This window comes from Agrococcus sp. GCM10030265, assembly GCF_042666675.1.
In the GTDB taxonomy this organism is placed as follows: Bacteria; Actinomycetota; Actinomycetes; order Actinomycetales; family Microbacteriaceae; genus Agrococcus.
This window is the reverse complement of record NZ_JBHTCZ010000001.1, coordinates 649,049-671,789: the sequence shown is the minus strand read 5'-3', so window position 1 is coordinate 671,789 and position 22,741 is coordinate 649,049. Positions and strand designations below refer to the sequence as shown.

22 protein-coding genes are annotated in these 22,741 nt (G+C 74.4%); 9 read left to right on the top strand and 13 right to left on the bottom strand.

Annotated elements, in window-relative coordinates; genetic code table 11:
* Nucleotides 1–110 precede the first annotated feature (110 nt).
* From ACFQPP_RS03270 to ACFQPP_RS03260, 3 genes are all read right to left on the bottom strand, one after another.
* On the bottom strand, nt 111–389 hold the full coding sequence (locus tag ACFQPP_RS03270; protein ID WP_376915083.1) for a hypothetical protein: 279 nt from the start codon (nt 387–389) through the stop codon (nt 111–113).
* A gap of 93 nt (nt 390–482) precedes the next feature.
* On the bottom strand, nt 483–809 hold the full coding sequence (locus ACFQPP_RS03265; RefSeq protein WP_376915082.1) for a hypothetical protein: 327 nt from the start codon (nt 807–809) through the stop codon (nt 483–485).
* A 136-nt stretch (nt 810–945) separates the two neighbouring features.
* Nucleotides 946–2,607, bottom strand: coding sequence for a RecQ family ATP-dependent DNA helicase (locus tag ACFQPP_RS03260; RefSeq protein WP_376915081.1), 1,662 nt, complete (start codon nt 2,605–2,607; stop codon nt 946–948).
* 226 nt (nt 2,608–2,833) lie between these two features.
* Between ACFQPP_RS03260 and ACFQPP_RS03255 the strand changes: the two genes are divergently transcribed.
* The 3 genes from ACFQPP_RS03255 (at nt 2,834) to ACFQPP_RS03245 (ending at nt 5,503) form a co-directional block, all read left to right on the top strand.
* Complete coding sequence (locus ACFQPP_RS03255; RefSeq protein ID WP_376915080.1) at nt 2,834–3,097, top strand: hypothetical protein; 264 nt, start codon at nt 2,834–2,836, stop codon at nt 3,095–3,097.
* Nucleotides 3,098–3,104: 7 nt separating this feature from the next.
* On the top strand, nt 3,105–3,959 hold the full coding sequence (locus ACFQPP_RS03250; protein WP_376915079.1) for an FHA domain-containing protein: 855 nt from the start codon (nt 3,105–3,107) through the stop codon (nt 3,957–3,959).
* Between the two features lie 86 nt (nt 3,960–4,045).
* On the top strand, nt 4,046–5,503 hold the full coding sequence (locus ACFQPP_RS03245; protein WP_376915078.1) for a hypothetical protein: 1,458 nt from the start codon (nt 4,046–4,048) through the stop codon (nt 5,501–5,503).
* A gap of 63 nt (nt 5,504–5,566) precedes the next feature.
* On the opposite strand, the gene ACFQPP_RS03240 is transcribed toward ACFQPP_RS03245, so the two are convergent.
* From ACFQPP_RS03240 to ACFQPP_RS03230, 3 genes are all read right to left on the bottom strand, one after another.
* Entirely contained in the window at nt 5,567–6,544 is a 978-nt protein-coding gene (locus tag ACFQPP_RS03240) for a diacylglycerol/lipid kinase family protein (protein WP_376915077.1), read from the bottom strand.
* Nucleotides 6,545–6,668: 124 nt separating this feature from the next.
* Complete coding sequence (locus ACFQPP_RS03235; protein WP_376915076.1) at nt 6,669–9,008, bottom strand: phosphoketolase; 2,340 nt, start codon at nt 9,006–9,008, stop codon at nt 6,669–6,671.
* A 7-nt stretch (nt 9,009–9,015) separates the two neighbouring features.
* Nucleotides 9,016–9,492 (bottom strand): pyridoxamine 5'-phosphate oxidase family protein, encoded by a 477-nt coding sequence (locus ACFQPP_RS03230; protein WP_376915075.1) that lies wholly within the window; start codon nt 9,490–9,492, stop codon nt 9,016–9,018.
* Between the two features lie 143 nt (nt 9,493–9,635).
* Here ACFQPP_RS03230 and ACFQPP_RS03225 point away from each other — a divergent pair, with 143 nt between their 5' ends.
* The 3 genes from ACFQPP_RS03225 to ACFQPP_RS03215 all read left to right on the top strand — a co-directional run bounded on the left by ACFQPP_RS03225 (nt 9,636) and on the right by ACFQPP_RS03215 (nt 11,501).
* Nucleotides 9,636–10,367: a hypothetical protein gene (locus ACFQPP_RS03225; RefSeq protein ID WP_376915074.1), complete on the top strand. Its 732-nt coding sequence runs from the start codon at nt 9,636–9,638 to the stop codon at nt 10,365–10,367.
* Nucleotides 10,364–10,579, top strand: coding sequence for a DUF2945 domain-containing protein (locus ACFQPP_RS03220; protein ID WP_376915073.1), 216 nt, complete (start codon nt 10,364–10,366; stop codon nt 10,577–10,579). Before ACFQPP_RS03225 ends, ACFQPP_RS03220 begins: the two co-directional genes overlap by 4 nt.
* A gap of 121 nt (nt 10,580–10,700) precedes the next feature.
* Nucleotides 10,701–11,501: an SDR family NAD(P)-dependent oxidoreductase gene (locus tag ACFQPP_RS03215; protein WP_376915072.1), complete on the top strand. Its 801-nt coding sequence runs from the start codon at nt 10,701–10,703 to the stop codon at nt 11,499–11,501.
* Between the two features lie 34 nt (nt 11,502–11,535).
* Here the strand turns inward: ACFQPP_RS03215 and ACFQPP_RS03210 are convergent, their stop codons facing one another.
* The 6 genes from ACFQPP_RS03210 to ACFQPP_RS03185 form a co-directional block, all read right to left on the bottom strand.
* Entirely contained in the window at nt 11,536–12,297 is a 762-nt protein-coding gene (locus ACFQPP_RS03210) for a hypothetical protein (RefSeq protein WP_376915070.1), read from the bottom strand.
* Nucleotides 12,298–13,064: 767 nt separating this feature from the next.
* Nucleotides 13,065–13,421, bottom strand: a complete 357-nt coding sequence (locus ACFQPP_RS03205; protein WP_376915069.1) for a PRC-barrel domain-containing protein — start codon at nt 13,419–13,421, stop codon at nt 13,065–13,067.
* Between the two features lie 109 nt (nt 13,422–13,530).
* Nucleotides 13,531–14,220, bottom strand: coding sequence for a glycosyltransferase (locus ACFQPP_RS03200; RefSeq protein WP_376915068.1), 690 nt, complete (start codon nt 14,218–14,220; stop codon nt 13,531–13,533).
* On the bottom strand, nt 14,217–15,533 hold the full coding sequence (locus ACFQPP_RS03195) for a PIG-L family deacetylase (protein WP_376915067.1): 1,317 nt from the start codon (nt 15,531–15,533) through the stop codon (nt 14,217–14,219). The genes ACFQPP_RS03200 and ACFQPP_RS03195 overlap by 4 nt, the downstream gene beginning before the upstream one ends.
* Nucleotides 15,530–16,570, bottom strand: coding sequence for an acyl-CoA dehydrogenase (locus ACFQPP_RS03190; RefSeq protein ID WP_376915294.1), 1,041 nt, complete (start codon nt 16,568–16,570; stop codon nt 15,530–15,532). Before ACFQPP_RS03190 ends, ACFQPP_RS03195 begins: the two co-directional genes overlap by 4 nt.
* Nucleotides 16,571–16,664: 94 nt before the next feature.
* Nucleotides 16,665–17,297: a hypothetical protein gene (locus ACFQPP_RS03185; protein WP_376915066.1), complete on the bottom strand. Its 633-nt coding sequence runs from the start codon at nt 17,295–17,297 to the stop codon at nt 16,665–16,667.
* A 176-nt stretch (nt 17,298–17,473) separates the two neighbouring features.
* Between ACFQPP_RS03185 and ACFQPP_RS03180 the strand changes: the two genes are divergently transcribed.
* Nucleotides 17,474–17,857, top strand: coding sequence for a hypothetical protein (locus ACFQPP_RS03180; RefSeq protein ID WP_376915065.1), 384 nt, complete (start codon nt 17,474–17,476; stop codon nt 17,855–17,857).
* A 30-nt stretch (nt 17,858–17,887) separates the two neighbouring features.
* On the opposite strand, the gene ACFQPP_RS03175 is transcribed toward ACFQPP_RS03180, so the two are convergent.
* Nucleotides 17,888–21,349, bottom strand: coding sequence for a bifunctional proline dehydrogenase/L-glutamate gamma-semialdehyde dehydrogenase (locus ACFQPP_RS03175; protein ID WP_376915064.1), 3,462 nt, complete (start codon nt 21,347–21,349; stop codon nt 17,888–17,890).
* Nucleotides 21,350–21,479: 130 nt separating this feature from the next.
* Here ACFQPP_RS03175 and ACFQPP_RS03170 point away from each other — a divergent pair, with 130 nt between their 5' ends.
* Nucleotides 21,480–22,385, top strand: a complete 906-nt coding sequence (locus ACFQPP_RS03170) for a LysR family transcriptional regulator (protein WP_376915063.1) — start codon at nt 21,480–21,482, stop codon at nt 22,383–22,385.
* A 131-nt stretch (nt 22,386–22,516) separates the two neighbouring features.
* Nucleotides 22,517–22,732: a hypothetical protein gene (locus ACFQPP_RS03165; RefSeq protein ID WP_376915062.1), complete on the top strand. Its 216-nt coding sequence runs from the start codon at nt 22,517–22,519 to the stop codon at nt 22,730–22,732.
* The last annotated feature ends 9 nt before the right edge of the window (nt 22,733–22,741 follow it).

The window sequence follows — 22,741 nt, the reverse complement described above, 5'->3', positions numbered from 1 at the left end:
GCGGTGCATGGCACCGCCCCCTGCGAGCACGGTCAGCGCGCGAGGTCTGCGCGCCCGTTCAGCGCGTCCGGTCAGCGCGCGCGGTCTACGTGCCCGTTCAGCGCGCCCGTTCAGCGCGCGCGGCGCAGCACCAGCACCGAGACGATCGCGACCACGGCGCCCAGGGCGATGCCGGGCAGCAGCCACGGCCGATCCGCATGCACGTCGGCGACGCGCTGCCCGATCGCAGGCCCCACCTCGTCGGCCGGCACGACGTCGCCCTCCGGCCAGTCCTCGGGATCCGTGGGCGAAGGCTGCACGCCCGGCACCTCCCGGTCGAAGTCCTCCGACACCGGCTCGGTCTGCGTTCGCGCGTCCTTCGGCTCGGACGTGGCGTCGTGCTCAGCCATGGTCGGCCCCTCTCGTGGCGGTGCTTCGTGTGTCACGAGGCTCGCGCCGGATGCCGTGCGGGTGCAGGGCGTCGACAGGAGTGCGCGCTGACGCTATGCGGGGTCGGGCGAGGCGACGACCGACCGCTGCGGCACGACGCATCGCAGCAGCATGCCCGCCTCGCTGCGCGCCTCCGCGAGCTGCAGGTCGAGGTGCCACTCGTCGAGCGGCGCGAGGTCGGCGTCGTCGTAGACGAAGCGGAGCGCCGAGCGTCGCGTGATCCAGTGGGAGCGGCGCGCGTCGCGGGCGTCGCCGAGGTCGACGAAGGTGGCGAGGAAGGGCTCGTCGACCGAGCGCTGCACGAGCGCCACCGCCTGCAGGATCTGCAGGTCGGCGTCGCTGAGCCGCTGCTCGGTGTCGCCGGCGTAGAAGATGCCCATGCGCCTCCCTCGATCAGGATGCGAGCCAACCTCAGTTTCATCCGAGACGCTCCAGGATTGTGGGAAGTGCGCAATCGGCTGCGGCCTCCAGCATCCTCGTGCTGACGCATCCGACATCCGAGGCGTCGGCACGGCCTCACCCGGTGAGCAGATCCTGCTCCTCGACCGCCTCGAGCGAGAGCACCTTGTAGCCCTGGTGCTCGAAGAACACCGTCATGCGGTCGTCCTCGATCGACATGACCGTGCCATCGCCCCAGCTGCGATGCGTGACCTGCTGCTCGAGGTCGAAGCGCCCCGACGACCCGGCCGAGGTCTCGGCCTCGCCAGCCGCAGCGCGCGCGGCGTCGGCGTCGTCGTCGCCCGCCCGACAGCGATCGCACTCGCCGCACGGCTCGGGGAGCTCCTGCCCGAAGTACTCGAGCAGCGTGCGCCGCCTGCATCGCCGCGTCTCGGCGTACGCCCGCAGCATCTCGATGCGCGACTCGTCGATCCGCTCCCGATCCCGCGCGCGATCCAACGCCGCCGAGACCGCCTCCCTGGCATCCACGCCCGTGCGCGCACGGACGCCGTCGCGATCCATGCGCACGGACGCCGTGTCGACGAGGAGGGACAGCAGCGCCGTCAGTCGACGCGGCGAGACGCCGGTCTCGTCGGCGAGACGGCGCCTCGAACGCGGGCGTCGACCGACGGCCGACACGATCGACGCGAGCTCGCGCCTGCTCGGCGCCTTCGTCGCGAAGTAGCGGCGCAGCGAGAGATCCTCCGGGCGGTAGTGCAGCGTGGCCGTGGCATCCGCCCCGTCGCGGCCGGCGCGGCCGACCTCCTGGAAGTAGGCGTCGATCGACTCCGGCACGTCGGCGTGCACGACGAAGCGCACGTCGGGCTTGTCGATGCCCATGCCGAACGCCGACGTCGCCACGACGACGTCGACGTCGCCCTCGTGGAAGCGCCGATGCACCTCCTCCCGCGCCTTCGCCGCCATGCCGCCGTGATAGACGAGGCTGCGCAGACCCCGCTCGGCGAGAGCCTCCGCGTAGCGCTGCGTGCCCGCGCGCGTCGACGCGTACAGCAGCCCGGGCGTCGGCAGCGCCGCCACCTGGTCGACGACCGCGGCGCGCTTCGCGTCGTCGTCGACGTGGCGCACGACCGACAGCGCGATGCCCGGGCGATCGAGGTCACCCACGAGGACCGACGCCTCCGGGATGCCCAGCCGCTCGACGATCTCGTCGCGCACCGGCGCGGATGCCGTCGCCGTGAGCGCGACGATCGGCGGGCGTCCGAGACGCTCGGCGACGGAGCCGAGCAGCAGGTAGTCGGGCCGGAAGTCATGCCCCCACGCCGCGATGCAATGCGCCTCGTCGACGACGAGCAGCGCGACCTCGAGCTCGGCGAGACCCTCGACGACCTCGGGCTTCGCGAGCTGCTCGGGCGCGAGGAGCACGTGCTGCGCATCGCCGTCGCGCAACCGCTGCCACGACTCCTGCCGCACACGCTCGCCGCCCGCCGAGTTCAGCACCACGGCTCCGTCGAGCCGCGGCGCCTCCTCGATGCGGAGCCGCTGATCCTCCTGCAGCGCGATGAGCGGCGACACCACGACGGTCACGCCCGGCCGCATCGCGGCAGCCACCTGGTAGATGGCGGTCTTGCCCGAGCCGGTCGCCCAGATCGCCAGCACGTCGCCGCCCGCCACGACGAGCTCGATCGCCTCCAGCTGCTGGGGATGCAGCGCGTCGATCCCGAGCGACTCGCGCGCGATGCGCTCGATCTCCGACCGTGCCGCCGTACCCGCTCCGCCCACGCTGCCTCCTCATCCGGTGCACCCACTCCATCGACACCGAGCCGCCCACGGCAATCCGGGCCGAGGGGGTTGCGAGGTCGAGCCACGCGCGACACGCGACCCGCGACGGCAGGCGCCGAGGGTTCGCAAGCGCATCCCGGCGGGGAAGTCCAGCCCTACCTCGCACGGATGCCGGAGACGAGGATCCGAGATGAGGACGGACGATCCACGATGGAAGGCGACTGCGATGACCGATGCACGAGACCACGAGCCCTTCGGCTCCGACACGGGCCCCGAGGGCGCGACGATCGCCGACTGGACCGACCTCGGCCGCGAGATGTGGTCGTACCTCACGGGCCGCAACGCGGTCGTGAACTACACCTTCGACGACATGCTCATCGAGGTGCCGCGCGACATCGGGCCCGACTCGCCGCGCGCGACCTGGCGCGTGCACGGCACGCTGCGCGTGACGACGAGCGACGACGCCTCGGGCTCGCAGCGCTCGGAGTGAGCGGCTCGTGATCCGATTCGACATCGACCTCTCGGTCGAGCAGCAGGGCGAGGGCGACGACGACGGACTCGTCGCCACCGTCGCCGCCGCGGGCACCGAGATCGTGGTCACGGTCGACGACGCGTCGCGGCTGCCGAACGGTGGCCGGCGGATGCTGCACGACCTCGCGGCCTTCGCCGACGACCTCGCCGGCCAGGGCGTGTCGGTGCGGATCGACGGCCCCGACGGCATGCTCGTGGCGTTCGGCGACGTGCACGCCAACGCCGTGCAGCGCCTCGTCACCGGGTCGCAGCACGTGCGCGTCGGGAGCCCCGCGGCCCTCGTCCGCGTCGGCCGCGGTGCCCGGCAGCCGACGATCGCGGCACCGCCGACGACGATGCTGCCCATCGCGCCGACGCTCGGCCGCCGCATCCGTCGCCGCCCGACGACGACGCATGCGGCGCCGGGCTCCGGACGTCCGCGGCTCGTCTTCGCGGTCGGCACGGGCACGTGGGACGACGCGGTGCCGTACGAGCTCGACCTCACGAGCGAGCGCACGCGCGTCGGCTCGGGACCCGACGTCGACCTGCGACTGCCGGGCCTCGAGCCGCTGCACGCCGAGATCGTGCACCGCGACGACGACGAGTACGTGCTCGTGGCCCACGGACCCATCGGCGGCGGCGCCGCGTCGCGCGACTCGGCAGCGGCAGCCGAGCGGATCCTGCGCACGGGGGCCCGCATCGAGATGGGGCCGTGGCGCCTCGCGTACCTGCGCGAGGAGTGGGCCGACCACGGCCGCCCCTACGGCGGCAGGCAGGGCGGCGAGCTGTCGTACCAGCGCAGGCAGCCGCCGCGGCGCACGGCGGGCGACGAGGGGCGCTGAGAGCATCGAGCGGCGGCGTGCGAGCCGCGACCGGCCGCGGCGCCGCGGAGTTGCCCCGCACGCCGCGGGCGCGGGATCGTAGGGACGTGCGCCCCATCCGGATCGCGACGTCGAGCGTCGCAGCCCTCGCGGCCCTGACGCTCGTCGCGTGCGGCGGCGGCTCGGACGAGCCGGGGCCCACCGCATCCGAGCCCACCGCCGGCCCCGAGCTGCGGATGCTCGTCGACGGCTCGCCCGCCGAGGTCGATGCGCTGCAGGAGGCGGTCGACGCGTGGAGCGACGAGTCGGGCTCGCCCGTGCGCATCGTGCTCGCGAGCGACCTCGAGCAGCAGCTCGCCGAGTCGTTCGCGAACGCGAACCCGCCCGACGTCTTCGCGCTGCCGACGACCCGCCTCGAGCGCTACGAGGGCTACCTCGAGCCGTACGGGCCGTTCGCCGACGCCGATGCGCTGCACCCCTGGCTGCTCGACGTCGTCGGCGACGGGGCCGGGCTGCAGTGCGTGCCCCGCTCGGTCGACGCCGTGACGCTCGCGATCGACGAGCAGGCGTGGGCGGATGCGGGGCTCGGCGACGCCGACCTGCCGACGACGCACGAGCAGCTCGAGGCCGTGGCCGAGCGGCTCGCCTCCGACGAGCAGCCGGGCGTCGTGATCGACCCCGACGCGGCGCACCTGGGCGTGCTGCTCGCGCAGGCGGGTGGTGCGCTCGTCGACGAGACGGGAGCCGTCGCCGACTCGGAGGCGAACGCCGCAGCGCTCGAGGCCGTGCAGCGGATGCGCGGCGCCGGCTCGCTCGCATGGCCCGCCGACGTCGGTGCGGGCTCGGCAGCCGAGGCGTTCGCACGCGGCGACGCCGCCATGGCGTACGTCGGGCTCGACGCGCTGCTCGCCGCCGAGGCCGCGGCGCCCGCACCCAGCGAGACGTCGGCCACGCCGGAGCCCGAGGAGGCGGAGCCGTCGGAGCCTGCCGACCCGTCGACCTCCGCCGACCCTGCCGGCCCCTCCGCCTCTGCCGACCCCTCGGCCTCCGCCGACCCTACCGACCCCTCGGCCTCCGCCGACCCCTCCGCCTCGCCCGACGCCTCCGCATCGGCCGAGCCGGATGACGCGTCACCCGACGCGGCAGCGCTGCTCGACGGCGTGCGGCTCGTGCGGCTGCCCGCCGGCGCGGCGGGCGGCGCATCCTTCGCGACGTCCACGTGCTGGGCGCTGCCAGCCGACACCCGCACCGGCGACGAGGCGCGCGACCTCGTCGCAGCGCTGCTCGAGGACGACCCGCAGGTCGCGCTCGCCGACGCCACCGGCACCGTGCCGGTCACGACGACCGGCGGCGCCGCGTTCGCCGAGCAGCATCCCGAGCGCGCAGCCGTGGTCGCCGCGGCCGCGGATGCGACCACGATGCAGGCCGCGCTCGGCCCGGCGGAGGCGACCGACGCGCTCGACGACGCGCTCGCGTCGCTCGTCGCCGACGGCGAGGACGCCGACGTGGCCGCGCTGCTCGCCGACCTGCAGGAGCGGCTCGAGCAGCAGCTCGGCGAGGCCTGAGCCGGAGGGCCGGTAGGCGCCCGCGAGCCCGAGCGCCGTCGTCCTCGGCTGGGCGGGCCGCCCTCAGGCCTCCCGCGGCACGCGCACGAGCAGGGCGCCGGGCTCGATCCACGCCCGGAAGGCGGTGGCGATGCCGAACTCGTCGCCGTCGAGCTCGATGCGCTCCGGCCGCTCGAGCCGCGCGACGACCCGCTTCGCGGTCTCGTAGCGCAGGTCACGGTGGTCGCGCCGCTCCCCCACGACGGCCGTGCCCGCCTTCGTGCGGCGCAGCACGCCGTTCGTCCATGCGATCTCGAACCAGACGCGCACCCATCCGAGCGCGTTCCTCGGGCGCATCAGCATGAGGTCGAGCACCCCGTCGTCGATGGCCGCGTCGGGCATGAGCAGGATGTTCGCGGGCAGCGACCCGCAGTTGCCGAGGATGAGCGTGTGCACGGTCGCGCGCCTCGTGCCGCCGTCGTCGACGCGGAACCGCAGGTGCAGCTCGCGCGGATCCCGCAGGGACGCGATGGTCGCCTTGACGTACGCCGCCCAGCCGGCCTTCGCCTTCAGATCCTCGTCGGTGTTCTCGATCATCTTCGCGTCGAGCCCCATGCCGGCCATCACGACGAAGGCGTGCCGATCGCGAGCGCCGCCCTCGCGCTCGATGTCGATCATCCCCAGGTCGACGGGGCGATCGACGCCCTCGAACGCCGCCGACACGGAGTCGGGCATGTCGTCGAGGGTGAGCTCGAGGTTGCGCGCGAGCAGGTTGCCGGTGCCCGACGGCAGGAGCGCGACGGGGGTGCCGCTGCCGCGCACCGCCTCCGCGACCGCTCGGACGGTGCCGTCGCCGCCGGCGGCGAAGATGAGGTCGACGTCGGCGTCGAGCGCCGCGCGCGCGGCTCCCTGGCCTGGATCCTCGGCCGACGTCTCGAACCATCGCGACTCGCCCCACCCCGCTGCGTCGGCCGCCCTCGCCACGACGTCGCGCAGCACCTCGAGGTCGACCTTCACGGGGTTGTAGACGACGCCCGCGGTGCGCTGTCGTGTCGTGCTCATGCGTGCTCCATGCCGCGACGGTACGCAGGCGCAGGCTGCGCGCGTGAGTGCCTTGCGCTCGACGCGGGAAGCACTCGACCTCCGGCGCGACCGACGTCGCGCCGGCGCCCGCGCGGGGTGCACCTCAGCCGAGATCCGCCCTGCCGAACGCGGTCGGCGCGACGTCGGCGTGGTCGTCGCCGTGCTCGTAGGCATGCCGTCGGTACGTCTCGCGCAGGGCCTCGAGACGCGCGACGGCGTCGGCGTGGCGCTGCTCGTCGACGCGCAGCAGCACGTCGATCGCGAGCGAGCACCGGTCGAGGCCGTTGCGCATCGCCATGTCGAACGGCGTCGTCGTGCTGCCCTCCTCGCGGAACCCGTGCACGTGGATGCGTGCGTCGTCCGTGCGCCGGTACAGCAGCCGGTGCACGAGCGCCGGATACCCGTGGAAGGCGAGGATCACGGGCCGGTCGGTCGTGAAGAGCGCGTCGAAGCGCTCGTCGTCGAGGCCGTCGGGGTGCCGCGACGGCGGTGCGAGCCGCTGCAGGTCGAGGATGTCGACGACGCGGATGCGCAGGTGCGGCGCGTGCTCTGCGAGCAGTCGCGCGGCCGCGATCGCCTCCATCGTCGGCACGTCGCCCGCGCCCGCGAGCACGGCGTCGACCGGCTCGCCCTCGACCTCGGTGCCGGCCCACGGCCACGCATCCACCCCTCGTTCGAGGTGGGTGCGGGCCTCGTCGAGGTCGAGCCAGACGGGCATCGGATGCTTGCCGGCGACGACGACCTGCACGCGGTCGGTGGTCGTGAGGCAGCGCTCGACGGTCGCGAGCAGCACGTTGGCGTCGGCGGGCAGGTACGCCCGCACGATCTCGGGGCGCTTGTTCAGGACGACGTCGAGGAACCCGGGATCCTGATGCGAGAAGCCGTTGTGATCCTGCCGCCACACATGCGACGAGAGCAGGGTCGTGAGCGAGGACACGGGCGCGCGCCACGGCACGCGCGTCGCCGACTCGAGCCACTTCGCGTGCTGGTTCGTCATGGCGTCGACGATGTGCACGAACGCCTCGTACGACGTGAGCATGCCGTGCCGTCCGGTGAGCAGGTAGCCCTCGAGCAGACCCTGCATGAGGTTCTCGTCGAGCAGCTCGACGACCTGGCCGCGCGGCCCGAGCGCCTCGTCGCCATCGTGCACCGGCAGCTGCCACTGCCGGTCGGTGACCTCGAACACGGCCTCCAGGCCGTTCGACTCGACCTCGTCGGGCCCGAAGAGCCGGAAGTCGCGGTTCGCGGCGATGACGTCGCGCAGCCACGGCCCGAGGGCGCGCGTCGCACCCGCGTGGGCATCGGTCGCGGCGTACGCGTCGAGCTGCGGCAGCTCGAGCGCGCGGCGGAGCCTGCCGCCGTTCGCGCGGTCGCTCGCGCTCATCCGCCGCTGCGGCGACGGCCGGTTCGCGAGCACCGCGGCGCTCGGGGCGCCCGCCTCGTCGAACAGCTCCTGCGGTCGATACGAGCGCAGCCATCGCTCGAGCTGCGCCCTGCGATCCGCGTCGTCCGCGACCCCGTCGAGCGGCACCTGGTGCGAGCGCCACGTGCCCTCGACCGCCTCGCCGTCGACCTCCGCCGGTCCCGTCCATCCCTTGGGGCTGCGCAGCACGATCACGGGCCGCCGCTGCATCGAGCCCTCCGGCGCCTCGCGCACCGCACGGATGCCGTCGAGCGCGCGGTCGAGCGCATCCGCGAAGCGCGCATGCGCGGCCGCGTGGGCGTCCTCGGGCTCGATGGCGACCTCGATCGGCTCCCAGCCCCATCCCCGCAGCACGTCGCGCAGGCGATCGGCGGGCATGCGCGCGAGCACGGTCGGCCCCGCGATGCGCCAGCCGTTGAGGTGCAGGATGGGCAGCACCGCGCCGTCGTCGCGCGGATGCAGGATCGCCGAGAGCTGCCAGCTCGCCGAGAGCGTCGCGGTCTCGGCCTCGCCGTCGCCGATGACGCAGGCCACGAGCAGGCTCGGATCGTCGAGCGCGGCGCCCACGGCGTGCACGAGCGAGTAGCCGAGCTCGCCGCCCTCGTTGATCGAGCCCGGCGCCTCGGGTGCCGCATGCGACGGCGCGCCACCCGGGGTCGAGAAGCGGCGCACGAGCTCGACGAGCCCCCGCTCGTCCTGGCCGACCTCGGGCTCGAGCTCGCTGAGCGTGCCCTCGAGCCACGCGTTCGCATACGCCGCCGGGCCGCCGTGGCCCGGACCCATCACGAAGATGGCGTCGAGCGCATCACGCTCGATCACCCGGTTCAGGTGCGCCCATGCGAGGTTGAGCCCAGGCACCGTGCCCCAGTGCCCGAGCAGCCGGCGCTTCACCGACGACGCGTCGAGCGACCGCCGCAGCAGCGGGTCGTCGCGCAGGTAGATCTGCGCGGCGCTCAGATGGTTCGCCGCGCGCCACCAGGCGTCGACGGCGACGAGGTCGGGTCGGAGGTCGTCGCTCATGCTCGCCTCAGTCGAGCTGCACCGTGCCGCTCTCCCCGCCCTTCGGCTCGCCCGTGACCTTCGACGTCACGAGGCTGATGAGCGTCGCGAGCCTGCCGGGGCTGTCCCAGAACTGCGCGCTGGACGCCGACACCTTCAGCAGGACGGCCTTCGAGTCGTGCGGGCCCTCGGGGAACCACGCCTCGACGACCGGGTTCCACAGCGCCTCGAGCCTCGCATCGTCGTGCACGATCGCCGCGGTGCCCGCGATCGACAGCCAGGCGGAGTCGCCGCTGAACGACGCGTTCACGGCCGGGTCGACGCCCACGTGCTCGACGAGCGGCGCATCCGAGCCGACGATGAACCACAGGTCGCCATCGAACTCGCGCTCCTGCACGGTGAGCGGATGCGCCTGCAGCATGCCCTGCTCGTCGCGCGTCGTCAGCATCGCGAACCGGAATCCCTGCAGCATCGACTGCACCTGCTCGAGCTCGGTCTTCGCCATCGTCGGCTCCTCTCGTCGGTCGCTCCAGGCTCGCTGCCGAGGGCGCGCGGCGCACCCGGTTGCGCATCGCGAGCGCGCATGCTCCCCTGCACGCTCCGGCGCAAGGCCCTGCGCGCACGCGCCCGGGCCGACATCGTGGAGTCATGGCCGACCTCCACGTCACGCTGCAGTCCGGCACCGAGCTCGCGCTCTCGAACGCCGGGACCCCGTTCGCCGAGCACCTCGTGATCCTGTGCAATCCGCTCGAGGTCACGGGTCTCGTCGACCCCGACCCCGTCGTGACGGCGCGGCATCCCGTGCACCTGCTCGTCGCCGACCCGGTGGTGCAGGCCGACCGCACCCAGGTGACGCCGACGCAGCAGGCGTCGGCGATCGCCGAGTACGTGCGGGAGGCGCAGCAGACGGGTGCGCGCACCGGTGCACGCGACCTGCGCAACATCGGCGTCGTCGGCTGGGGCTCCGGCGCGCTCGTCGCGGTGTCGCTCGTGCTCGACCACCCGGGCCTCTTCACGAAGATCGCGCTCGTCGCACCCGACCTCGCCGAAGGCCCCTCGACGGCCGCTCCGCTGCCGGATCTCGGCGACGGGCCGTCGACCGGCACGCTCGACGACCGCCTCGCTCGCGGCCTCGTGCCCGACGAGGACACGGCGAGGATCGCCCCCGACGACGCCGACTCGCTCGCGGATCGCTGGCGCTCGACGCGCATCGGAGGCGGCGGCTCGCTCGTGATCGACCCCGAGCGGCTGCCCCAGGATCACGGCACCACCGATCTCGAATGGGCCACGGATGCGCTCGTGGGCTCGTGGGAGCGCGTGCTCGCGCACGTGCAGCACGACCCGAGCGACGACGACGAGGGGCAGGAGGAGCGAGCATGACGAAGGATCTCTCGAAGGGCGACCGCGTGAGCTGGTCGACGCCGCAGGGACGCACGCAGGGCAAGGTCGTCGAGCAGCGCACGAAGGACTTCCAGCACGACGGGCAGCACTTCACGGCATCCGCCGACGAGCCCGCCTACATCGTCGAGTCCGAGAAGTCCGGCGCGACGGCGGCCCACAAGGGCTCCGCGCTGCGCAGGCTCAAGGACTGACGGGTCGAGCGCGCACGCGCGCGGGCGGCCCTCGCGGCCGTCGCGTCGCTCGAGCGCGCCCGGATCCATCCGACGAAGCACGACACGAGGCAACACGACACGACGGGACACGAGGAGCGACATGGATCTGGGCATCGACGGCAAGCGGGCACTCGTCACGGGGGCCGACTCGGGCATCGGCTGGCACACCGCGAAGGTGCTGCTCGACGAGGGCGCGACCGTCGTCATCACCGACCTGCACGCCGACCGGCTGCGCGAGGCCGCCGACCGGCTGGAGGCCGACCCCGACCGCCTGCACGCCTTCCCGGCCGACGTGACCGACGTCGCCGAGCTCGCCGCCCTGCACGCGCGCGTGGCGGAGACGGTCGGCGAGATCGACATCCTCGTGCAGTCCGCGGGCGTCACCGGCGCCCAGGGGCTCTTCCACGAGATCGACGACGACGGATGGGTGCAGACCGTCACGACCGACCTGCTCGGCCCCGTGCGGCTCATCCGCGAGTTCCTGCCCGACCTGCGCGCGGGCGGCTGGGGCCGCATCGTGCTGCTCGCGTCGGAGGACGCCGTGCAGCCCTACGACGACGAGCTGCCCTACTGCGCGTCGAAGGCCGGCATCCTCGCGCTGTCGAAGGGGCTGTCGCGGTCGTACGCGAAGGAGGGGCTGCTCGTGAACGCCGTGTCGCCGGCGTTCATCGCGACGCCGATGACCGACGCGATGATGGACTCGCGCGCCGAGGAGCGCGGCACCGACCGCGACGAGGCCATCGCCTCGTTCCTCGACGAGGAGCGCCCGTACCTCGAGCTCGGTCGCCGCGGCGAGGCCGAGGAGGTCGCAGCGGTCGTCGCCTTCCTCTGCTCGGACCTCGCGTCGTTCGTGAACGGCTCGAACTACCGCGTCGACGGCGGGTCGGTCGCGACGATCTGAGGCGGGTGCGGGCGTCGGGCGCGTCCTCGGAGTCCTACCTCTCGTCGGAAGGCCGGAACCGTCTGCGCTCGCGACGCTCGGCCTTGGCGCGTTCGAGCGCGTCAGCGCTCACTCCCGACGCCTCCGCGAGTTCGTCGACGAGGCCGCTCACCTCAGCCGATGCGTCGGTCAGAGCGCGCTCGTCGTCCGTCAGCGCAGACGAGCGCACGCGTCTGAGCAAGAGCGAGCGCAGCACCTCCACGCTCCTTGGACCATCTGTCCGAGCGCCGCGAACGGGCGCGCCGGGCGATGCTGCCGCGCCCGCCGCGACCGCTTGAGGCATCGCGCCGACGAAGACCCGCGGCTCGACGTCTCGCGGCAGGTCCCACGATCTCGACGACCGCGGGGAGGCTTTGACGACGTGGGCGTCGACCGGTTCAGCAGCGGGCCACGTCGTGATCAGGTACCGCTCCATGACGGCGTTCGGCGCGAGGTCGCCTGGAGCGTGCAAGGCTGCTCGAGCGATCACGACCGCATGGAGACGCGACGTCATCGCGAGAGCGTTGCCCTGCTGGCCGGGGGCCACCGAAGCGAGCGAGGCGTCTTCATCGAGCTGCGCTGGAGCGACGACGACGTCGTCCCACTCTTCAAGTCCGTCCAGCCTGACGTCGCCCGTGGCGCGATCGATCTCGACATCCACCACACCCGTATGCGCGCCCGTTCGGATGCCGAGACGACGGTCGAGCAAGACGTGCTCCCCGTCACCGGGCTCGTGCACCCACGCGACACCGCTCAACGCGACGACTGCGAACGTCACCCTGCATCGCACGCCGTCTGCCTCTGTCCCGCCACGGGCAAGGATGCCTGTTCGAGCTGGGGATGCGCGGTGCCCGCTGCTCCGCTCGCGGCGAGGAGGTCCGTGTGCCCTGCTCTCCGCGATCGGCTCGTACGCGAGGTGCCCACGACGGAGGCTGCTGCCACGAGGGCCGCGACGATCGTCTTGACCGAAGCGCCTACCGAGGCGTCGACCAGCACACGACAGCACCCCGTGCGATGAACGCGGACATGAAGGCTGTCGTACGCATGGCGATCCTTCCTGCGTCTCCTCGCACGCCTCGTGGGCATGAGACTGGCCTCGGTGCGATTCGTCCTGAACGACTCCACGCGCCTCGAGTTCGAGCCGCCTGTGCTCGATGGCGACGCGCCGCTCCTCGACTGCTTCGTGTGGCCTCGAATCGAGGTCGCCGGTCGCCTCTGGGTCGAGGAGGACCCGGGCTATGGAGACGTCTTCCGTCGGCTCTCACCCGGGAACGTGCGTGCAGTCACCGTGGAACCCTCATGTGGCATTCGCATCGCGCTCACCACCGGCACGCTGATCCTCGAGGCCCGACTGGACGAGGTCGCGGTGGAGATCGCGCTCCTGAGCATGGGTGATGGCAGCTGGGACGCATGGCGCCCCGGCGATGAGGGCTTCGAACATCTCGGACGAGCCAGCCGACTTCGCGCGGAGGTTCGATCGCGTCGGACGCCCGACCCCCGGAGCCAACGTGAGACGCCCGATGGTGCCCCGGCGCGACCCTCGCGTCAGCGGCGCCCGAGCCTGCGCTCGCCGCCGCTGCCCGTCGCGTACGGCAGGCCGTAGTGCGCGTAGACCTCGGGCTCGACCGCGGCCTCGAGCTCGCCGTCGGTGTCGATCGACGGCGCGTCCTTCACGACCTTCTTGTCGTACATGACGTTGAGGTGCTTCGGCGTGACCGTCGCGCCGTCGAGCGGCACGAAGCGCAGCCGGTAGCGACCGAGGATGCCGGTGCGCACCGCCGCGAACGCGGGCGCGTCGGTCGCGGTGTCGAAGTAGATGCTCTCGAGCGGCCCGATCGTGTCGCCCGCGGGGTCGACGACGTTCGATCCGATCCAGTCGCGGATGCTCGCAGCCTCGAACATGGTCTGTCCTCTCCTGCGCCGACGGTGATGCGCTCGGCAACCATCGCACAGGCCGCCGCCGCCGCGTCATGGCTTGCGCTGCCCGCCGGAGGGCCGTAGCGCCGCCTGCTCAGTCGGCGTCGCCGTGCACGAGGGTGCGCAGGTGCCCCGCGAACCCACTGGGCGCGCGGCCGTCGCGCCGGCCCGAGGTGCGCACCGAGGCGCGAGGCGTCGTGACGACGCGGCGCCCGGCGTCGCGCAGCGCCGCGACGAGCGACACGTCCTCGTGCGCCGCGAGCGGCGGGAAGCCGCCTGCAGCCCGGTAGGCGTCGAGTCGCACGCCGAGGTTGGCACCGTGGATGCGGTCGCCGACCTGCGATCGCGCATGCCAGCGGGCGAGGGCTGCGGCGCTCGCGTCGTCGGATGCGAGATGCACGAGCCCCAGCACCGCGTCGGCACCGGCGTCGGCGAGCGCCAGGTGCACCCGCAGCCAGTCGGCGGGCACGACGCTGTCGGCGTCGGTCGACGCGACCCACACGCGGGCGGGGTCGATCGCGTCGTCGCCTGGCGCATCGACGCCTGCGCGCCGGGCGACGCCCACGCGGGCGGCGGTCGACGCGACGACCTCCACCCCCGCGTGCGCCGCGGCGAGCGCGGCGGTGTCGTCGCGGCACGCGTCGGCCACGACGACGCAGCGGGTGCGCACGCCGCGCGCCTCGACGGCAGCGCGGGCGACGGCGATCGCCGCGAGGCAGCGGTCGATGCGCTGCGCCTCGTCGCGCGCAGGCACGACGATCCGCACCTCGCCGATGCGGGTCACCGGCCGGCGTCCGGCATCGTGCGGCGGTGCGCGCGCAGCTCCATCCGCACGTCGCCGTCGGCGTAGGAGGCGGCTCGCGGGGGCACGGCCTCGACGTCGAACGCGGCGTGCACGGCGTCGGCGTCGAGCACCCATCCGCGCACGGGATGGCGCCAGTGGCACAGCGCGACGGCGCCGTGCGGCGAGAGCGAGCCCGCGACGCGCTCGACGAGCGCCTCGAGCGCCGCGGGCGACAGGAAGTAGCCGAGCTCCGAGACGACGACGAGGTCGAAGCGCCCGTCCGGCCACGTCCACGGCACGTCGCCGAGCAGCAGCCGCACGGGCAGGCCCTCGGTGCGCTCGGCGGCGCGAGCGAGCGCGGCGGGCGAGGCGTCGAGGGCCACGACCTCGTCGGCGCGCGCGGCGAGCGCCGCGGTCGTGACGCCCGTCGAGCATCCGACCTCGAGCACGCGCCCCAGCCGCTCGGCCGGCAGCATCGCGAGCAGCAGCGATCGCTTGCGTCGCTCGTACCAGCGGCGATCGGCGCCCCACGGCTCCTGCTCGTCGACGTGGAGGCGGTCGAGGCGGTCGTCGACGATCGGCGGCGCCACGACGTAGCGCTCGATGCCGGTGCGGAACCGGTCGAGCACGTGCGACCCGAGCAGCACCTCGTCGCCCGGCTCGTCGGAGAGGGGATGCACCTGGCTCGCGTGCGCGTCGATCGCGGCGTGCTTCGCGTGGCGCTCGGCGTCGTCGAGCGCGAGGTGCACGAGCTGCGCGTCGGCGAGGGCGGAGGGCTCGGCGGCGTGCAGCAGCCAGATCGGGTACTCGAGCAGCCGCGCGTCGGTGCGGCGAGCGGCGATGGCGGCCGCACGGCCGGCGGCCTCGTGGTCGGGGTGCCCGTCGCCGCGGTACGGCGCGACGAGCAGCACGCCGCGGCCGTCGCCGACGAGGTCGACGATCGCGGCCACGACGTCGTCCTCGTGCTGCGCGACGGCGCCGTCGGCGACGCCCAGGTGCACGAGCCGGTCGGCGTCGACCCCCACGGCCGCCGCCGCGACCACCGACTCGCGGCGTCGACGCGCGCCGAGCTCGGCCCGCGAGTGCGTCGGCGAGCGCGGATGCGATGCGTCGCCGTCGGTGGCGATCAGCACGTCCGCGGGCACGCCCAGCCGCGCGCAGCGCGCGAGGAGGCCGCCGGCGCCGAGCGACTCGTCGTCGGGATGCGCGGCCACCACCACGACGCGCGCGATGCCCTCGACGTCGATCGCCGGGCCCGTCGCATCCGCCCATGCGCCGAGCGGCGTGCCCGGGTCGGCGTGATGGAAGGTCACCACCCCGCGGCTCCGTCGAGCACGGCGCGGCCGAGCGCGGCGTCGTCGCGCTCGGCATGATGCTGGCGCACGTACACGCGCAGGTCGTCGACGCGGCGCGCATGGTCGGCGTCGAGCGCGAGCGGCGCGGGCCCCATCGCGTGGTCGGCGCAGCGCACGACGTCGTCGACGACGCTCGCGACGGTGCCGCGCACGCGCAGCGCGAGCGCCGCCGGATCGGCGACGCGCGCGCCGTCGACCTCGGCGGCCGCCTCCGCGAGCACCGCGCGCCCCGCAGCGAGGCCGCGGTCGACGCGGCCGAGCAGCGCGAGGGCCAGCTGGTCGGGCTCGCGGCGCCGGCTCGCGTCGAGCATCGTGCGTGCGACGCCCGCCGCACCGCCGAGCCACACGGCGGCGACGCCGATGCCACCCCATGCGAACCCGGGCCGCTCGAGGTACCACCCGGGGTCGCCGACCGGCTCGCCGGGCACGCCAGCGAGACGGATGGGCACGCTCGGCACGTCGGCGAGGCCGCGCGAGACCCACGCGTCGGCGGCGTCCACGACCACCCCGGGGTGGTCGAGCGCGATGGCGAAGAGCCCGCGACGGTCGCCGACGCGGGCGGTGACGAGGGCGCGATCGAGCCGCGCCGCGAGCGAGCACCACGGCTTCGAGCCGGAGAGCGTCCAGCCGTCGTCGCCGGGCTCGGCCTCGAGCCGATGCCCGCCGCCCTCGGCGGCGTAGACGCCCCAGCGCGCGTCGTCGGCGGGCGCGCCGGCACCGCGCTCGCGCAGGATCGCGAGCGCATCGAGGTGCGGCTCCAGCGTGCGGGCGACGCCGAGGTCGACGGCGGCGACCGTCGCGAGCGCCGACCACAGCGTGGCCGTGTCGCCCGCGCCGGGCGGCGACACGGCGGCGGCGACGTCGGGTGCGACCGCGAGCGCGCCCGCGATGCGGTCGCCCCCGTCCGCGGCGTCGTGCGCGAGCGATGCCGCGCGCTCGACGACGTGGCGGTCGGCCCCCGCCAGCAGCACGAGCGGATGGGACTCGGGCCGCATGGAGGTCACCTCACGACGCTAGCCAGCCCTCGCGGCGCACGCCGACCCTTGCGCCATGCCATGTCGCATGGCACGAGTGCGCACGGCACCGTGGTCAGCGCGTCACGACCCACCTGCGCAGCCGCGAGCGCCCCGCTCCGGCGGGCACCGCGCCACCGGGCGCAGCGCTGGCGGGCGCAGCGCCACCGGGCGCAGCGCCGGCGCGCGCAGCGCCACCGGGCGCAGCGCCACCGGGCGCAGCGCCACCGGGCGCAGCGCTGGCGCGCGCAGCGCCACCGGGTGCGGCCCCCGAGGCGGGCGTGAACGAGCCATCGACGCTGAGACCCTCGGGCCGGCCGCCCGCCGGGCCCTCGGCATCGGCGCTGTGGCCGAGGGTGCCGGTCGCGCCGTGGTCGATGCCGTCTGCGACGGCCGGGGCGACGAGGCCGTAGTGGGCGTGGAGGCCGTCCTCGGCGTGCTGGGCGAGCGCACCGTGGATGTCGGTGCGCGGCGCATCCGCGACGCGCCTCCTGTCGACGCCGAGGCGCACCATGCCGTCGGCGACGGTCGCGTCGTGCAGCGGCACGAGCACCTCGGAGGCATCGGACGAGCTCGACACGACGCCGCCCCACGACGGGCGATCGGCGGCGTCCTCCGCGAAGAGGCTGCCCACGGTGCCGATCCGGTCGCCGTCGCGGTCGAGCACCGTGGCGCCGATGAGGGAGGCGAGGTCGTCAGCATGCGTCATGCGACCAGGCAACGCCATCGGCGGCGGCGGGGACAGCGGGTGGCGCGCTCGCCCGGCGCGGGCTAGCCTCGCCGCCGCGCGGGCGCCGGATGAGCCACGACGTCGGCTGCGCGTGTCCCGTCGCCGAGGCCTACGATCGAACGCATGTTCGAACGGGCGCGCGCTGGGATCGGCTCGTGCCCGAGCTGAGGCCCGAGCCGTGCGAGTGGGCCGTGATCGTGCACCGACGCGTCTACGTCGTCATCCGCTGCGTCGAGATCGACGGCGACGACTACTGGCGCGTCGTCACCGGCGAGGACGACCGCGCGCACCGACGGCTCGTCGGCTACTGGGGCAGCCTCGAGGAGGCGTCGCACAACGCGCTCGCCTTCGTCGAGCGACAGCTGCCGGGCGCGTGGATGGCCACGGGCACGTCATCGTCACGGACGCCCCGGGCGATGACGCCGCAGAAGCCGCCGCCCGCGCCCGCCCAGCAGGAGCCGTCATGGCCCGGCCCGCGCGGCATCCCCCACGGCGTCGACACCGTGTGGGGCGCGCCGCGGCGGAGGCCGCGCCGATGAGCGGCCCGCGCGCCGGCGGGCGCGCCGGCGTCACACGATCGCGTCGGTGAGGTGGTCGGGCGTGCCGAAGCGGTGCGCCGTGATCGCGATCGCCTGCTCGCGCAGGTACGGCAGCAGCTCGACGCGGCCCGACTCGGTCGCCGGCCCGGCGTAGACGGCGAGGTCGGGGCGCCCGTCGCTCGCGGCGTGCACCGTCGAGGCGGCGGCGCCGAGGATGCGGACACGCCCGGCGCCGTGCGCCTGCACGCGCGCCGCCCACGCCGCGGCGTCCTCGACCGTCACCGACGCCGCGATCGACTCGAGCGCACGCAGGAGCTCCTCGGGGATCTCGCGGTCGAGCGACACGACGACCCGCGTGCCGGTGAGCGCCGACGCGCCCACGGTGCGCACGACGTCGGCGACGCGCGCCTCCGACTCGAGGCGCACGAGCACCGGCGCGTCGAACGGGCGGTGGCGCAGCAGGTTGCGCTCCGCCTCGAGCCCCGAGACGTCGACGGCCGAGCCGAAGCGCTCGCGCCATGCGAGCGCGTCGCTGCGCAGCGCGCGCTCGAGGCTCGCCGCATCCGCCTCGGGCAGGGCGGCCCGCGCCGCCGCCAGCAGCACCTGCACGCGCGGCTCGGCGATGCGCTCCCCCGCCGTCGCGGGCTTCGGCTCCCACGAGCCGAGGCCCACGAGATAGCTCGGGCCACCCGCCTTCGTGCCCGCACCGACCGCAGAGCGCTTCCAGCCGCCGAAGGGCTGCCGCTGCACGATCGCGCCCGTGATGCCGCGGTTGACGTAGAGGTTGCCCGCCTCGACGCGCTGCAGCCACGCGTCGATCTCGGCCGGGTCGAGCGAGTGGATGCCGGAGGTGAGGCCGTAGTCGATCTCGTTGACGACGTCGATCGCCTCGTCGAGCGTCGCCGCCGTCATGATGCCGAGGATCGGGCCGAAGTACTCGGTGCGGTGGTACTCGGAGCCGCGCGCGACGCCGTCGCGCACGCCGGGGCTCCAGAGCCGCCCCTCCTCGTCGAGCCGCTCGGGGCGCACGAGCCACCGCTCGCCGTCGCCGAGGGTCGTGAGGCCGCCGAGCAGCTTGCCGGATGCGGGCTCGACGAGCGGGCCCATCTGCGTCGTCGCATCCCACGGGTGGCCGACGTCGAGCGATCGCACGGCGTCGAGAAGCTGCGTGCGGAAGCGCTCCGAGCGCGCGACGGAGCCGACGAGCACGACGAGCGACGCCGCCGAGCACTTCTGCCCCGCGTGGCCGAACGCCGAGGCGACGACGTCGCGTGCTGCGAGGTCGAGGTCGGCGGACGGCGTGACGACGATGGCGTTCTTGCCGCTCGTCTCGGCGAGGAGCGGCAGATCCTGCCGGAAGGAGCGGAACAGCTCGGCGGTCTCGTACGCGCCCGTGAGGATGACGCGGTCGACCCGCTCGTGCGCGATGAGCCGCGCGCCGAGGGGGCGGCTGCCGAGCTGCACCATCTGCAGCAGGTCGCGCGGCACGCCGGCCGCCCACAGCGCCTCCGCGACGAGCGCGCCGGAGCGCGCGGTGACGGCCGCGGGCTTGAACACGACGCCGGACCCCGCGGCGAGCGCCGCGAGCACGCCGCCCGCGGGGATCGCGACGGGGAAGTTCCACGGCGGCGTCACGACCGTGACGGCCGCGGGCACGAACGTCGCGCCGTCGACGTCGTCGAGCTCCTTCGCGAGCTCGGCGTACCAGTGGGCGAAGTCGATGGCCTCCGACACCTCGGGGTCGCCCTGGCCGATCGTCTTGCCCGCCTCGGCGGCCATGACCTCGAGCAGCTGCGCGCGCCGCGCCTCCAGCTCGTCGCCCGCGCGGTGCAGGATCGCGGCGCGCTCGGCGCCTGAGCGCCTCCCCCACTCGACGCCGGCGGCATGCGTGCCCTCGACGACGGCATCCAACGCCTCCGCGTCCTCGACGCGTGCGGCGGCGACGGCGTCGACGCCGAGGGTCGAGCCGGGCACGCGGGCGAGGATGTCGCGCGCCCATGCCCGGTTGCCCTCGACGGACGGGTCGGTGTCCGGCGTGCTGCGGAACGCCCCGTCGACCGACCGCGGCGTCGCGGCGAAGCGGTCGGCCACGCGATGCGGCGCCGGCACGTCGCCGTCGAGCGCCGCGACCGAGTCGAGGAATCGCCGTCGCTCCCGCTCGAAGAGGCCCTCGTCACGATCGAGCTCGAACACGGCCGACATGAAGTTGTCGCTCGCCGCGCCCTCCTCGAGCCTGCGGATGAGGTAGGCGATCGCCACGTCGAACTCGGTCGGCGCGACGACGGGCGTGTAGAGCAGCAGGCTGCCGACCTCGCGCCGCACGGCCTCCGCCTGGCCCTGGGCCATGCCGAGGAGCATCTCGTAGTCGATGCCGTCGCGCACGCCGCGAGCGCCTGCGAGCTCCCACGAGTAGGCGATGTCGAACAGGTTGTGGCCCGCGACCCCGAGCCGCACGTTCGCGATGCGCTCGGGCTGCAGGGCGTAGGCGAGGACGCGCTTGTAGTGCGTGTCGGAGTCGAGCTTCGTGTGCCAGGTCGCGAGGGGCCAGCCGTGCAGCGACGCGTCGGCGCGCTCCATCGGCAGGTTCGCACCCTTCACGAGGCGCACCTTGATGGGGGCGCCGCCGCGGCGCACGCGATCGGCAGCCCACTCCTGCAGACGCATCATGGCGCTCAGCGCATCCGGCAGGTACGCCTGCAGCACGATGCCGGCCTCGAACGCGTGCAGCTCGGGGCGGTCGAGGAGGCGGGTGAAGACCGCGATCGTGAGGTCGAGATCCTTGTACTCCTCCATGTCGAGGTTCACGAACGTCGACGGCGAGGTGGCGGCGGCGTCGACGAAGAGCGGTGCGAGCTCGTCGACGATGTCGTCGACGGCGGCGTCGAACGCCCACGGGTCGTGCGGTGCGACGGTCGACGAGACCTTGATCGACACGTAGTCGACGTCGTCGCGCGCGACGAGCCGGCGGGTGCCATCGAGGCGGCGCGCCGCCTCCCGCCTGCCGAGCACGGCCTCGCCGAGCAGGTTGACGTTGAGGCGCACGCCGTCGCGCCTGAGCCTCGCGATCGCGGGGCCGAGGCGATCCTCGCTCGCGTCGATGATGAGGTGGCCGACCATCTGCCGCAGCACGCGGCGCGCGATGGGCACGACGATGCCGGGTGCGACGGGCGCCATGGCGCCGCCGAGGCGCACGGCGGCGCGCATGGGCGCCGGGAGGAAGCCGGGCACGTCGGGGGCGATGGACCGCAGCGTGCGGGCGGCGACGCCGAGATCCTCCGGCCGCACGACGCCGTCGACGAAGCCGACGGTGAAGGCGAGGCCCTTCGGATCCCTCAGCACGCCGGCGAGCTGCTCGCCCGCCGCGTCGGCGGGGATGCTCGCAGCCTCGCGCAGCCACCGCCGCACGAGGGCGACGGCGGCGTCGAGCAGGGCGGGATCGGTGGCGTCGGGGCTCGCGGGCGTGGCGGCGGCGACGGGTGCCGTGTGCGTCATGGGGAGGCTCCGGAGGGTGCTGATCGGGCGACGTCCCGCCCGCATGGCCAGCATGCGCCCGCACGACCCGTCAGGTGAAGCGACGATTGCTAACCTGTTCTCTGCATCTCTGCTGATGGATGGAGCGCCGATGCTCGACGTGCGTCGCCTCATGCTGCTCCGCGAGCTCGCGGTGCGCGGCTCGATGGCCGCGGTCGCCGAGGCCATGCAGTTCAGCCCCTCGGCCGTGTCGCAGCAGCTCGCGGTGCTCGAGCGCGAGGCGGGCCTGCCGCTGCTGCGCAAGGCGGGTCGCGGCGTGCAGCTGACGCCGCAGGCGGAGGTGCTCGTCGCCGCGGCGGAGGAGATCGCCGACGTGCTCGAGCGGCTCGACACCGACCTCGATGCGCTCGGCGACGTCGTGCGCGGTCGCGTGCGCGTCGCCGTCTTCCAGTCGGCGGCGCTCGCCCTCATGCCCGCGGCGCTGCGGGCGATGGGCGAGGCGCATCCCGACGTGCGCATCGAGATGGTGCAGAAGGAGCCGGAGGAGGCGCTGCGCGACACCTGGGCTCGCGACTTCGACGTCGTCATCGCCGAGCAGTACCCCGAGCACTCCGCCCCGTGGCTCCACGGCCTGCGCAGGCAGCGGCTCACGACCGACGAGGTGCGGCTCGCCGTGCCGCCCGGCTCGAGCGCGCAGGGCATCGACGACGTCCGCGACGCGGCATGGTTCATGGAGCCGCGCGGCACCGCGTCGCGCCACTTCGCCGAGCAGCTGTGCAGGCTCCACGGCTTCGAGCCCGACGTGCGCTACGAGTCGGCCGACCTGCAGTCGCAGATCCGCCTCGTCGAGAGCGGCAACGCCGTGGGCCTCATGCCCGACCTCATGTGGACGGGCCGCGCCACGACCTGTCGGCTGCTGCCGCTGCCGGGCCGGCCCAGGCGCACGATCTTCACGGCCCGCCGATCCGCGTCGGCGGCGTCGCCGGCGATGACCGCGTTCCTCGCGGCGCTCGAGCGGTCGGCCGCCGAGCAGGCCGCGGCTGCGACCGAGGGCTGACGCGGGTCGGCCGCCGCGATGCGCGCTGAGCGGATGCTCACGTGCGATCTGCACACGAGTGGCCGCTCAGCGCGCATCTCGGCGGCCGCCGCCTCGCTTCCCCTCGTCGTCGCTCGGGGACGACGATGACCTTGCCCGAGATGCGCGAGGAGCGGCTGACCGACGTCCTGCCGCGCGTCGCCGAGCACGTCCGTAGGGTGTCGCCGCCCGCGATGCGCACGCAGCGGGGTCAGGACGCCCAGGGGCGAGCCAGGCGCCGCTGGGTGCACATCCCGGCGCCTCGCGCACGGTCGCACCATCCCGCGCGCATCCGCAAGGCCGCGCGCCACCACCGCCCGCATCCGTAGCGTCGAGGC

Coding starts and splice junctions, on each gene's coding strand:
- ACFQPP_RS03270 (WP_376915083.1), bottom strand. CDS start 389: ATGGCTGAGCACGACGCCACGTCCGAGCCGAAGGACGCGCGAACGCAG.
- ACFQPP_RS03265 (WP_376915082.1), bottom strand. CDS start 809: ATGGGCATCTTCTACGCCGGCGACACCGAGCAGCGGCTCAGCGACGCC.
- ACFQPP_RS03255 (WP_376915080.1), top strand. CDS start 2,834: ATGACCGATGCACGAGACCACGAGCCCTTCGGCTCCGACACGGGCCCC.
- ACFQPP_RS03240 (WP_376915077.1), bottom strand. CDS start 6,544: ATGAGCACGACACGACAGCGCACCGCGGGCGTCGTCTACAACCCCGTG.
- ACFQPP_RS03235 (WP_376915076.1), bottom strand. CDS start 9,008: ATGAGCGACGACCTCCGACCCGACCTCGTCGCCGTCGACGCCTGGTGG.
- ACFQPP_RS03230 (WP_376915075.1), bottom strand. CDS start 9,492: ATGGCGAAGACCGAGCTCGAGCAGGTGCAGTCGATGCTGCAGGGATTC.
- ACFQPP_RS03225 (WP_376915074.1), top strand. CDS start 9,636: ATGGCCGACCTCCACGTCACGCTGCAGTCCGGCACCGAGCTCGCGCTC.
- ACFQPP_RS03220 (WP_376915073.1), top strand. CDS start 10,364: ATGACGAAGGATCTCTCGAAGGGCGACCGCGTGAGCTGGTCGACGCCG.
- ACFQPP_RS03215 (WP_376915072.1), top strand. CDS start 10,701: ATGGATCTGGGCATCGACGGCAAGCGGGCACTCGTCACGGGGGCCGAC.
- ACFQPP_RS03205 (WP_376915069.1), bottom strand. CDS start 13,421: ATGTTCGAGGCTGCGAGCATCCGCGACTGGATCGGATCGAACGTCGTC.
- ACFQPP_RS03190 (WP_376915294.1), bottom strand. CDS start 16,570: ATGCGGCCCGAGTCCCATCCGCTCGTGCTGCTGGCGGGGGCCGACCGC.
- ACFQPP_RS03185 (WP_376915066.1), bottom strand. CDS start 17,297: ATGACGCATGCTGACGACCTCGCCTCCCTCATCGGCGCCACGGTGCTC.
- ACFQPP_RS03175 (WP_376915064.1), bottom strand. CDS start 21,349: ATGACGCACACGGCACCCGTCGCCGCCGCCACGCCCGCGAGCCCCGAC.
- ACFQPP_RS03170 (WP_376915063.1), top strand. CDS start 21,480: ATGCTCGACGTGCGTCGCCTCATGCTGCTCCGCGAGCTCGCGGTGCGC.